The sequence below is a fragment of the Agilicoccus flavus genome (assembly GCF_014857905.1).
GTDB classification, from domain to species: Bacteria; Actinomycetota; Actinomycetes; order Actinomycetales; family Dermatophilaceae; genus Agilicoccus; species Agilicoccus flavus.
In genome coordinates, this window is record NZ_JACYXE010000017.1 from 35,250 (window position 1) to 44,831 (window position 9,582).

Sequence of the window (9,582 nt, forward strand, 5' to 3'; positions counted from 1 at the left end):
GCAGGCCGCGCCCGAGCAGCTCATGACGGCCGGGGTCGTCTCGCGGTGAGATCCCACCGGACGCAGAATTGTTAGTCACTAACGTCACGCGTACGGTGGGGAAGGTGACCACGCGAACGGAACGGACGCGGCTGCGCATCCTCGAGATCGCGCTGCGGCTTTTCGCGGCGGAGGGATACGACGCGGTCCCCGTGACCCGGATCGCCGACGAGGCGGGCGTCTCGCACATGACGTTCTTCCGGCACTTCCCCTCCAAGAGCGATGTCGTCGTGACCGACCCGTACGACCCCCTCATCGCCGAGTTCGTGCGGGCGCAGCCCGCGGGCCTGTCCCCGCTCGAGCGGGGACGACGAGGCATTCTCGAGGCGTGGAGCCGGATCGCGGACCAGTCCGACGTCGCCGACGACAGCGTGCGACTCCGGCTGGGCATCGTCGCGACCCACCCCGGTCTGCGCGCCCGCATGTGGGAGTCGCAGCAGGTCACGCAGCAGGCCATCGCGGCGGCCCTGGCCGACGGCGGGACCGACGTCCTCGAGGCCGAGGCGGTCGCCGGGGCGCTCATCGGGGCCCTGACCTCGGCCCTGTTCCTCGTCGGCGCCCACCCCACGCTCGGCATGGGCGACGCCGTGGCCGGGGCCATGCGGGCGCTGGATCCCGGACCGCAGTCATGACCCCGTCCCTCGTCCTCGACGGCATCGGCGTCGACCTCCGGGGCGGCGGGCGCCGCGAGAGCGTCCGAGTCCTCGACGACGTCGACCTCGTCCTGCACGCGGGGAGGGTCCGGGCCCTCGTCGGCCTCAACGGCGCCGGCAAGACGACCCTCATGCGCGTCGCGCTCGGGATGCTCCGTCCCGACCGCGGGACCGTCACGCTCCTCGGTCGCCCGGTCCGCGAGGCCGGGGCCGAGGTGTGGCGCCGTTGCGGGCACCTCGTCGAGACACCGTTCTGCTACCCGGAGCTGACCGCTCGCGAGAACCTCCACGCGGCGGCGACGCTGCGCGGTCTGACCGGAAAGGAATCGCGCCGGCGGGCCGATGCCGTCGCGCAGCGCCTGGGGTTGGGGCGGTGGCTCGACCGGCGGGCCCGCACCCTGTCACTCGGGACGAGGCAGAAGGTCGCGATCGGCGCCGCCACCCTGCACGCACCCGACGTTCTCGTCCTCGATGAGCCGGCCAACGCGCTCGACCCGAGGGCCGTCCTCGGGTTGCGCGACCTCGTTCGGGACCTCGCGGCCGGTGGTGCCGCGATCCTCGTCTCGAGTCACCACCTCGACGAGGTGGCCCGGATGGCCGACGACGTCGACGTCCTCCACGCCGGCCGCGTCGTGGGCACCCTCGCTCCCGGCGGCGCCGACCTCGAACGCCGCTTCTTCGACCTCGTCCTCGCGGCGGAGGACGAGCGGGCGGAGGGCGACCGGCCGGAGGGCAACCGATCGCAGGGTGAGCGGGCGGAGGGCGACCGGCCGGAGGGCGACCGATCGCAGGGTGAGCGGGCGGAGGGCGAGTGGCCCCAGGGTCACCGGGCGGAGGCCATCGCCGCAAGGCACTCGGCCGCCGGTGACGAGGCGGCACGGCCGTGACCGGCTTCGGTGCGGCGCTACGCGTCGAGGCGCTCAAGCTGCGGCGCTCCCCGGTGGCGTGGGTCGCCGGTCTCGCGGTCGCGGCCCTCGTGCCGCTCGCCTCCCTCGGGTTCCTCGCGCTGGCGCGTGGTGCCGCGGGAGGCCCCGCCGCGGCCAAGGCCCGTGCGATGGTCCTCGGCGACGGGTGGGTGGCGCTGCTGGGGCTCGCGGCTCAGCTCGAGGCGGGTCTCGGTCTGCTCGCGTTCGGGGTGGTCGCGAGCTGGTGCGTGGGGCGCGAGTTCACGGACGGCACGATCGTCGGGCTCTTCGCCCAGCCCGTCTCCCGCGGCGCCGTCGCGGGCGCCAAGGCCGTCGTCGTGTCGGCGTGGGCGTCGCTGGTGAGCGTCGCGGTCACGTTCCTCCTGATCCTCGGGGGCACGCTCACCGGTCTGCCGGTGCCCGAGCTCGGTCACGTCGTGCGACTGCTCGGCCTGGGGCTCCTCACCGCAGCCACGGCGCTTCCCGCCGGCTGGGCGGCGACGTACACGCGCGGCTACCTCGGCGGAATCGTCGCGACCCTGGCCACCGTGATCGGCACCCAGTTCGCCGTGGCCCTCGGCGCCGTGGCGTGGGTCCCGTGGGCGGCGCCGGCGCTGTGGGCCGGCGCCGCCGGCCCCGACGTCGCGGCCGGGGTGGCGCCCCTGCAGCTCGCGCTTGCGCTCCTCGTCGGGGCACTGGGCGTGTGGGCCACGTGCCGAGCCTGGGCACGGCTCCAACTCGGCCGGTCGTGACCCCCCGGAGTGCGCCGGGCGCCGAAAACCCGTCGACACCCTGCCCGGCGGCACCGGAGAATCGGAGCTGCCCGGTGACGCGACCGGTGCCCGACGAGAGGTGGTGTGACATGTCGACGACTGTCCGCGGCGTGCCTTCGACCCGCCGACCCTCTCGCCCCTGGAGCACCGCACATGAGCACCGACCCTCAGCAGCACCCGTCTGACCCCACCCCCGCGCGCCTCGACCCGCGCTTCACCTTCGCGTTCCACGAGTACGACGACCTCGCCGACGACCAACGCTGGTCGACGTGGGCGAGCATCGAGCCCCTCCAGCGGGGCCCGGAGCCGCGCCCCGACTGGGTCGTCACGAGCCAGGGCGCGATCGACACCGAGCTCGGCATCCTCAAGACCGGCAAGGAGGCGGACGTCTTCCTCGTCGAGCGCGCCGACCCCCACGCCGATCCCCGCAGCCCCGACGCCGCCTGCGTCATGGCCGCGAAGCGGTACCGCAGCCCCGAACATCGCGCGTTCCACCGCAGCGCCGCCTACACCGAGGGTCGTGGCACCCGGCGATCCCGCGACCTGCGGGCCGTCGACGCGAAGAGCACCTACGGTCGGCAGGTGGCCGCCGGAGCGTGGGCGGCCGCCGAGTGGGAGATGCTGAACCGCTTCTGGTGCGAGGGGGTCCCCGTGCCGTACCCGGTGCAGATCGACGGCATGGAGATCCTCATGGAGTTCGTCGGCCACGGCCGGGAGGCGGCTCCCCGGCTCGCGCAGACCCGGCCCGATCGCGACCTGCTCGAGCACTACTACGCCCAGGTCACGGACGCGATGGCGGGCCTGTCCCGCGCCGGGATCGCCCACGGAGACCTGTCGGCGTACAACCTGCTCGCCGACGGTGAGCGCATCGTGCTCATCGACCTCCCGCAGGCGGTCGACATCATCGGCAACCAGGCCGGTACCGAGTTCCTGCTTCGCGACTGCACGAACGTGTGCGCGTGGTTCCGCTCGCGCGGCCTCGACGTCGACGAACAGGAGCTCTTCGCCACGCTGCTCGCCCAGGCGTGGTGACGCGCGCGTGACGATCCGCCCCGCCGGAACGGGCGAGCGGAGGGGCCGTCCGACCCGTCTCCGCCGTCGCGGCCGGCAGGGAAGAACCATTTCGGCCTGGTCGACGGCCCCCGCCCGGGCGGCCTTCGGACATCACTGCAGGTCAGCGTCCCGGGCCGCCGAGGCGCGGCGCACCGACCCGGCCGAAATGGTTCTTCGATCCTGGCTACGTGCCCCCGGGGCAGTCCACCCGGGCGCGCGAGTCTCGCGACGTCACCACGACCGAGGCGTCCGTCGCCGACCCGACGCCGGCCCGGGCGTCACGCGCCGGTATCGGGTGGGCGGCCCCGGTCGACGCCGTCGTCGTCACGTCGGGCCCAGGGAGCGCGTCAGGTCGGCCCCGTCGGGGCGGGCGCGGTGTGGTCGCGATCGGGCGGTCGCAGTCGGCCGAGGCGCGGGCGCCTGCCGCGTCAGTGGGGGAGGAGCTCGTCCGGCCGGTACGAACGAAGATCACGGAAGCGCGTGAAGTCTGTGTCGTACGTGACGACCGACCCGCGATGTTCGAGCGCCAGTGTCGCGAGGTGAGCGTCGTTGACCAGGTTGCCGCCCGCGCCCACGTGCGACAGCAGTTCCCTGAGGCGCGACCCGTGCGTCGCGGTCGGCTGGGCCACCACGGCGCCGGGGCATCGTGCCAATCATTCAGGACACCCGTGGCCTCGTCGACGGAAAGGGGGCGCGCGAAGAGACCCGGCCGAGTCGCCAGTCGCAGGAAGGCCAAGGAGGCGACCCACGCGAAGCCGACGCGATCGGCTCCGGACGGCGCGTGGTCCAGCCGGCGGTGTGAGGCCTCGTGGTGCGGGAGGTCCTCATCGACCGCGTAGAGCAGGACGTACCGCGACCGGGACGGCCTGGCCTGGGACGACGCTCGCCTCCGGGCCGTCGATCGCGTCGACGATCCTCATGAGCCGGCGTTCAGGCGGCGAAGCAGTTCCTCGTCCTCGAGATCTGCGAAAGGTGCCGGGCCTGATCGAGGTCGACACGCGACGGGCCCATGGAGAACGTCCTCATCCGAAACGGTGTGGGCCCGACCTGTGCGGAGGCGCCGTCGCGGATCGCCTCGGTGAGGGCCTGCGTGACGGATTGCTGCCGCTCGGCCATGCGCCGACGCACGATCTGCTCGGTATCGGCGTCGAGCGTGACGGTGGTCCGCATGGCCGACAGCATGGCATCGAGGCGATCGGAGGCCTCGCCGTCAGAGCGTCTCGCCCGCGCCTTGCCTGCGTCTCGCGGAGACCGCGCTTGCCGCGGCACGTCCAGGGGCGGACGCTGAGACGCATGGCGATCCGAGTCGTTCGGCTGGGCAGTCCGCGCGCGCCCGACGAGGGGGTGCGGATCGGGACGGTCCGTCGGCCGCCGCGCGGGGTGCGCAAGGAGGAGTTCGGCACCCGCGACTACTACGACACGTGGCTGCCGGAGCTGTCGCCCTCGCCCGATCTCGTGACGCGGGCCCAGGCGGCCGAGACCGACCGGGACCGGGCCGCGTTCGCCCGCGCCTACCGCGCCGAGATGAAGGTGCCCGCGGCGCAGCACCTGCTCGGCCTCCTCGCGACGCTGTCGCGGCACACCGACCTCTCCGTCGGGTGCTACTGCGAGGACGAGACCCGTTGCCACCGTTCGGCCCTACGCGGTCTCCTCGCCGAGGCCGGCGCCGAGCTGACGACCTGAGGAGGTGCCCGCATGGCCCTGTCGCCCTCGCAGGCGCGCGCCCGCCTGGACCGCGCCCGCAGGTCGGCGTCGCTGCCTGACGTGCTCGCCCTCTTCGACGCGCTGCCGGTCGCGCCGGTGGAGGCGATGCTCGGGTCGTGGGCCGGGGAAGGGCTGGCGACGGGGAACCCCCTCGACGGGTTGCTCGAGGCGTCGGGGTGGCACGGGAAGCGCTTCGACTCCGCCGACGACGTGCACCCACTCGTCATGGCGGACCGGTGGGGGCGGTTCGCGATCGACCCGGCGCTGCTCCCGCTCGGGGCCGTGACGCGCGGCCCCGGGTTCGTGCGGCGACCGGTCCTCGTCCGAGCCGGGCGGCCCGGGCTGCGGGCGCTGCGCACGAGGCGACCTGCGGCGCGCCTGCGGATGATGGAGTACCGCGGCGCCGCCACCGCGACGATGGTCTACGACCGGCTCCCGATCCACGACCACGTCCGGCTCGTTGACGACGGAGTCGCCCTCGGGCTCATGGACCTGCGCGGCCTCGACGCGCCGTTCGCGTTCGTCCTGTCGCGGGAGGGTCGACCTACGCCGACCACGGGCTGACCGGCTCGGCGAAGCGGGGCATCGCGAACGCGACACCGGCCCGCTCCGCCCGCCGCTGGAGCCACGCCAGCGAGCGAGGGACGTCGTCGAACGGGCGGGGCAGCGGGCGCATCGGTCGGTGCAGACCCCGCGTGAAGTCGTCCCAGTGGATCGGGACGACGCGGCGGGCGCCGACCGCCTCGACGACCTCGCGCCAGTAGTCCTCCCGGAAGCGGTCACTCTGGGTGCCCAGCGTCCCGATGCCCAGGTAGACGGTCTCGGCCCGGTGGCCGTCGAGCGCACCGGGGACGGCGTCGGCGCTCGCGTGCACGAGCACGGTCCGGTCGCGGTGGGTGACGAACAGGGAGTAGCACTCCCCGGTGCGGAACTCGCCCGTCCGGGCCGGCATCTCGAGCGGCGCGTCGACGACACCGGGTGCGACGTCGCCGGGGCTGTGCCCGAGCCTCGACCGCGGTGAGCGTGAAGGCGCCGAAGCGGACCGGCCCCCCGGCCACGACGCGCAGGAACCGCTCCTGCGGGAATCGTTGCCCGCGGGAGATCTGGCACGTCGAGTCCGAGCCGAGCAGCCAGGCGCCGGTCCGGTGGGCGACCGCCGCCGAGTCGAGCGCGTGATCGATGTGGGAGTGCACGACGAACACTGCGTCGAGGCGATCGACCTCCGCCAGTCTCAGGCCGGCGGCGATCCGGCGGGGGTTCGGGCGGACCCGCCCGATCGCCGTGCGGACGACGTTCGGCCGCGAGAAGAAGCCGTCGGTGAGGATCGCCGTGTCCCGGTCGCGCAGCAGCACGGTCGAGACCCCGAGGAAGGTCGCGGTGGGCCCGTCGCCCGGGCCCGCGTCGATCCGGGGCTGGGTGAACGGCTTCCACGCGCTGATGTCGGGCGTGCTCACCCCCTCCTCGAGCAGGGCGCGAAGGCGGACGGTTCCTCCCGGAGGCCCCGTGAACCACCGGCTCACAGCGCCCGCACCAGGGAGCGACCGACGGTGCGGCCCGTGAAGAGGCACCCGCCGAGGAAGGTGCCCTCGAGCGCGTTGTAGCCGTGGGCGCCGCCACCGCCGAAACCCGCGGCCTCGCCCGCCGCGTACAGGCCGGGGATCGGCTGCGCGTCCGCGCCGAGGGCCCGGCCCTCGAGGTCGGTCTGGATGCCGCCCAGCGTCTTACGGGTGACGATCCGCAGCCGCACCGCGATGAGCGGGCCGTGGGCGGGGTCGAGGACGCGATGGGGTTTCGCCGTCCGGAACAGCCGATCACCGCGGAACCGGCGGCTGTTGTGGATGCCCATCACCTGGACGTCCTTGGAGTAGGGGTTGTCGACCTCGTTGTCCCGCTTCACGATCTGCTGCTCGATCTCGGCCGCGTCGAGGAGGCCGTCACCGCTGAGGTCGTTCATGCCGGCGACGAGCTCCTCGACGGTGTCCGCGACGACGAAGTCGGCCCCGTGCTCCTTGAACGCCTCGACCGGACCCTGGGCCGTGCGACCGAGCCGACTGCGCAGCAGCAGGGCCAGGTCGCGGTTCGTGATGTCGGGGTTCTGCTCCGAGCCCGAGAGGGAGAACTCCTTCTTGAGGATCGTCTGGTCGAGGACGAACCACGAGTAGTCGTAGTCGGCGATGTCCGGGGTGGTGCGCAACAGCTCGAGCGTGCCGAGGGTGTCGTAGCCGGGGAGCCCGGGGGCGGGCAGGCGCCGTCCCCGTGCGTCGAGCCAGATCGAGGAGGGGCCGGGCAGGATGCGGATGGCGTGGTCGGGCCAGATCGGGTTCCAGTTCTGCAGGCCCTCGGTGTAGTGCCACATGCGGTCGCGGTTGACGAGGCGCACGCCCTGATCGGCGGCGATGTCGAGCATCCGGCCGTCGACGTGCTCCGGCACGCCGGTGATCATCCGGCGCGGGGGCGTGCCGAGCCGCTCGGGCCACCATCTGCGCACCTGCTCGTGGTTGCCGCCGATGCCGCCGCTGGCGATGACGACCGCGTCGGCGCGCAGCTCGAAGTCGCCGACCGCCGCGCGGCTCGAGGGCGCGCCCCGGCGGGCCGTGTCGGGGGCGAGGACCGTGCCGCGCACGCCGACGACCCGCGGCCCGTCGAAGACGAGCCCGTCGACGCGGTGGCGGAAGTGGAACGTCACGAGTCCGGCGTCCGCGCCGGCCCGCACCTTGTCGGCGAAGGGCTCGCTGATCCCGGTGCCGGTGCCCCACGGCACGTGGAAGCGGGGGACGGAGTTGCCGTGCCCGCCGGCGCTCAGCGATCCGCGCTCGGCCCAGCCGACGATCGGCGCTCTTGGTCACATAATGGCTGTTCGTCACCGTGGTTTACAAAACCTGCCACATGGGCGTACGATGCATGGTTCAATGATGCGTGCATTCGTCACGACTTTGGTTACCGAAACTATGGGCCCCGATCCTACCTGCGACTGGCGCCGACAGAAACCTACCGTGAAAAGATCGACGATCTTTTCTACCGGGATATGAGCCATAAGAACGCATCCGTGCCTAGCGCCAATCGCCCCGCACTTTCGGTAGCGGCGCTGACTTTCTTTAAGATGGTGCGGTGGTATGGCGCTAGCGCATTCTGAGTGGAGGCTTGCATGAGTCCTTATCGTAAGAAGGTTGCGGTCGTGGCCGTGGTTGCGTCTGTGTTTCTGGGGCCAGTGGCCCTTGCAGGGTGCTACGACTGGGACGGGGGCAAGCCGTGCCTCGACGGGGAATACCTGGTTCGGGTGATTGATGGACCGGGGGACAGGTGCATACCCGACGGATCACAGCCCCCATCAGGATATGAGACGTACCCGCCCGGTCAGACACCCACTGCCGCCAGGGATATAGGGAAATCGCAGAGCGCGTCGTAGTCGTCGTCACCGGTGTCGTCGTTGGGTGCCGGTGACGGCCACAGCGGACACCCAGGGCCGGCGGCCGTGTTGCCGGCCGGCGGTCCTGCGCCACCGACAATGGCCACTCCCCTGGTGAACAGGCCCCGGCTGCCTGGGCAGCAGGGGGGTGCCCGCGGCGGTGGCGGCGGATGGATGGGGGGCCCGCCCCGGCGTCGCGTATCGGCCGGGGAGGACATGGCGTTGAGGCTACGCCGAGCGGTGCGGGTCAGGCGGTGGCGAGGGCGAGCGTGTAGAGGTCGTCGGCCGCGGCGGCCAGGTCGTCGACGAACTTCCAGTCCGGACCCGGACCCGGGCCCCGGCTCCGGCTCCGGGGTGGGTGTGGGTGGGGTGGCGGTGGTGAGGTAGCCGGCCAGGCACGCCCGGTCTGCGGGGGTGAGGTGGTCGGCCAGGCGGGCCAGGACGGCGAGGAGGTCGACCTCGAGGTCGTCGGTGGGCGCGGTCATGGGGTCAGCCTGCCCGGTCGGGCGCCGCCGCGGGCGCCGTCGGCGGGCGGCTGTGGACAAGCCCCGGTCTACGCCTTTCAGGTATTCGTACGTGAGTGCGGCACTGTCGGGTATGGCTGGGGGTATGAGTCGCGGGCTGGGTGGGCCGATCGGGGCGCGTGACGTGGTCACGGACCCCGCCCCGAACACCAGGGGCGCGACCTCGGCGGGGCCGGCGGGTGAGGCGGGGGTGGAGGCGGAGCCGGTGCCGCCGCAGGGGCCGGGGTTCGTCTTCCTCGACGTCGCCGGGGTCTGCGCGCCCGGGGTGATCGTCGAGCAGCGCCGCACCGGGCGGGGATGGCGGGTGCTCGTCGCGGTCGTCGAGAGCGAACCGGACCGGACCCGGTCGGTGTCGGTGCGCTGGGTCGACGCCGACCGGGTCCACCCCGCCCACCCGTCCTGACCCCGTTACCTTCTTCGCACCCCGATGATGTGGGGTGCTGGTCACCAGGTCCGGCATGACTGAGTGCCCCTGTTGTTCGGATGATCCGGGGGGTGTTGTCACCGGGCCTGGTGGCGTCGGCG

Annotated in this window: 12 protein-coding genes and 2 pseudogenes; 9 read left to right on the top strand and 5 right to left on the bottom strand. The window is 73.0% G+C overall.

What is annotated here, in order from left to right; all coding sequences use genetic code 11:
• Nucleotides 1-104 precede the first annotated feature (104 nt).
• The 4 genes from ICW24_RS18090 (at nt 105) to ICW24_RS18105 (ending at nt 3,402) form a co-directional block, all read left to right on the top strand.
• On the top strand, nt 105-671 hold the full coding sequence (locus ICW24_RS18090; protein WP_226347129.1) for a TetR/AcrR family transcriptional regulator: 567 nt from the start codon (nt 105-107) through the stop codon (nt 669-671).
• Nucleotides 668-1,579, top strand: a complete 912-nt coding sequence (locus tag ICW24_RS18095) for an ABC transporter ATP-binding protein (RefSeq protein WP_226347130.1) — start codon at nt 668-670, stop codon at nt 1,577-1,579. The genes ICW24_RS18090 and ICW24_RS18095 overlap by 4 nt, the downstream gene beginning before the upstream one ends.
• Nucleotides 1,576-2,349 (top strand): ABC transporter permease, encoded by a 774-nt coding sequence (locus ICW24_RS18100; RefSeq protein WP_226347131.1) that lies wholly within the window; start codon nt 1,576-1,578, stop codon nt 2,347-2,349. Before ICW24_RS18095 ends, ICW24_RS18100 begins: the two co-directional genes overlap by 4 nt.
• A 174-nt stretch (nt 2,350-2,523) precedes the next feature.
• Nucleotides 2,524-3,402 (top strand): serine protein kinase RIO, encoded by an 879-nt coding sequence (locus tag ICW24_RS18105; RefSeq protein WP_226347132.1) that lies wholly within the window; start codon nt 2,524-2,526, stop codon nt 3,400-3,402.
• A gap of 449 nt (nt 3,403-3,851) precedes the next feature.
• Here ICW24_RS18105 and ICW24_RS18110 read toward each other — a convergent pair whose 3' ends face one another.
• Both ICW24_RS18110 and ICW24_RS18115 read right to left on the bottom strand, forming a co-directional pair.
• On the bottom strand, nt 3,852-4,052 hold the full coding sequence (locus tag ICW24_RS18110) for a PIN domain-containing protein (protein ID WP_226347133.1): 201 nt from the start codon (nt 4,050-4,052) through the stop codon (nt 3,852-3,854).
• Nucleotides 4,053-4,353: 301 nt separating this feature from the next.
• Nucleotides 4,354-4,593, bottom strand: coding sequence for a hypothetical protein (locus ICW24_RS18115; RefSeq protein ID WP_226347134.1), 240 nt, complete (start codon nt 4,591-4,593; stop codon nt 4,354-4,356).
• A gap of 123 nt (nt 4,594-4,716) precedes the next feature.
• Between ICW24_RS18115 and ICW24_RS18120 the strand changes: the two genes are divergently transcribed.
• Both ICW24_RS18120 and ICW24_RS18125 read left to right on the top strand, forming a co-directional pair.
• Nucleotides 4,717-5,106 carry a DUF488 domain-containing protein gene (locus ICW24_RS18120; protein WP_226347135.1) on the top strand — a complete coding sequence of 130 codons (390 nt, stop codon included), beginning with the start codon at nt 4,717-4,719 and terminating at the stop codon, nt 5,104-5,106.
• A 12-nt stretch (nt 5,107-5,118) separates the two neighbouring features.
• The gene (locus ICW24_RS18125) at nt 5,119-5,691 is read left to right on the top strand and encodes a DUF4334 domain-containing protein (protein WP_226347136.1); all 573 of its coding nucleotides are present in this window, start codon (nt 5,119-5,121) and stop codon (nt 5,689-5,691) included.
• Here ICW24_RS18125 and ICW24_RS18130 read toward each other — a convergent pair.
• The 3 genes and pseudogenes from ICW24_RS18130 to ICW24_RS18140 form a co-directional block, all read right to left on the bottom strand.
• Complete coding sequence (locus tag ICW24_RS18130; protein ID WP_226347139.1) at nt 5,672-6,079, bottom strand: hypothetical protein; 408 nt, start codon at nt 6,077-6,079, stop codon at nt 5,672-5,674. The genes ICW24_RS18125 and ICW24_RS18130 overlap by 20 nt on opposite strands.
• A 40-nt stretch (nt 6,080-6,119) precedes the next feature.
• A pseudogene (locus ICW24_RS19980) lies at nt 6,120-6,695 on the bottom strand (MBL fold metallo-hydrolase); the annotation flags it as partial.
• Nucleotides 6,644-7,960, bottom strand: a pseudogene (locus tag ICW24_RS18140) (FAD-binding dehydrogenase); the annotation flags it as partial. The pseudogenes ICW24_RS19980 and ICW24_RS18140, both read right to left, overlap by 52 nt.
• Between ICW24_RS18140 and ICW24_RS19985 the strand changes: the two are divergent.
• The 3 genes from ICW24_RS19985 to ICW24_RS18150 all read left to right on the top strand — a co-directional run bounded on the left by ICW24_RS19985 (nt 7,913) and on the right by ICW24_RS18150 (nt 9,460).
• A complete protein-coding gene (locus tag ICW24_RS19985) occupies nt 7,913-8,260 on the top strand; it encodes a phospholipase A2 (protein ID WP_226347137.1) in 348 nt (115 codons plus the stop codon). The pseudogene ICW24_RS18140 and the gene ICW24_RS19985 overlap by 48 nt on opposite strands.
• Nucleotides 8,261-8,272: 12 nt before the next feature.
• A complete protein-coding gene (locus ICW24_RS20015; protein ID WP_504739327.1) occupies nt 8,273-8,533 on the top strand; it encodes a hypothetical protein in 261 nt (86 codons plus the stop codon).
• 609 nt (nt 8,534-9,142) lie between these two features.
• A complete protein-coding gene (locus ICW24_RS18150; RefSeq protein WP_226347138.1) occupies nt 9,143-9,460 on the top strand; it encodes a hypothetical protein in 318 nt (105 codons plus the stop codon).
• The last annotated feature ends 122 nt before the right edge of the window (nt 9,461-9,582 follow it).

Excerpts from the sequence above, each read along its gene's own strand:
- ICW24_RS18115 (WP_226347134.1), bottom strand. The coding sequence starts at position 4,593 with ATGCGGACCACCGTCACGCTCGACGCCGATACCGAGCAGATCGTGCGT.
- ICW24_RS18130 (WP_226347139.1), bottom strand. The coding sequence starts at position 6,079 with ATGCCGGCCCGGACGGGCGAGTTCCGCACCGGGGAGTGCTACTCCCTG.
- ICW24_RS20015 (WP_504739327.1), top strand. The coding sequence starts at position 8,273 with ATGAGTCCTTATCGTAAGAAGGTTGCGGTCGTGGCCGTGGTTGCGTCT.
- ICW24_RS18095 (WP_226347130.1), top strand. The coding sequence starts at position 668 with ATGACCCCGTCCCTCGTCCTCGACGGCATCGGCGTCGACCTCCGGGGC.
- ICW24_RS18105 (WP_226347132.1), top strand. The coding sequence starts at position 2,524 with ATGAGCACCGACCCTCAGCAGCACCCGTCTGACCCCACCCCCGCGCGC.
- ICW24_RS18125 (WP_226347136.1), top strand. The coding sequence starts at position 5,119 with ATGGCCCTGTCGCCCTCGCAGGCGCGCGCCCGCCTGGACCGCGCCCGC.
- ICW24_RS18150 (WP_226347138.1), top strand. The coding sequence starts at position 9,143 with ATGAGTCGCGGGCTGGGTGGGCCGATCGGGGCGCGTGACGTGGTCACG.
- ICW24_RS18120 (WP_226347135.1), top strand. The coding sequence starts at position 4,717 with ATGGCGATCCGAGTCGTTCGGCTGGGCAGTCCGCGCGCGCCCGACGAG.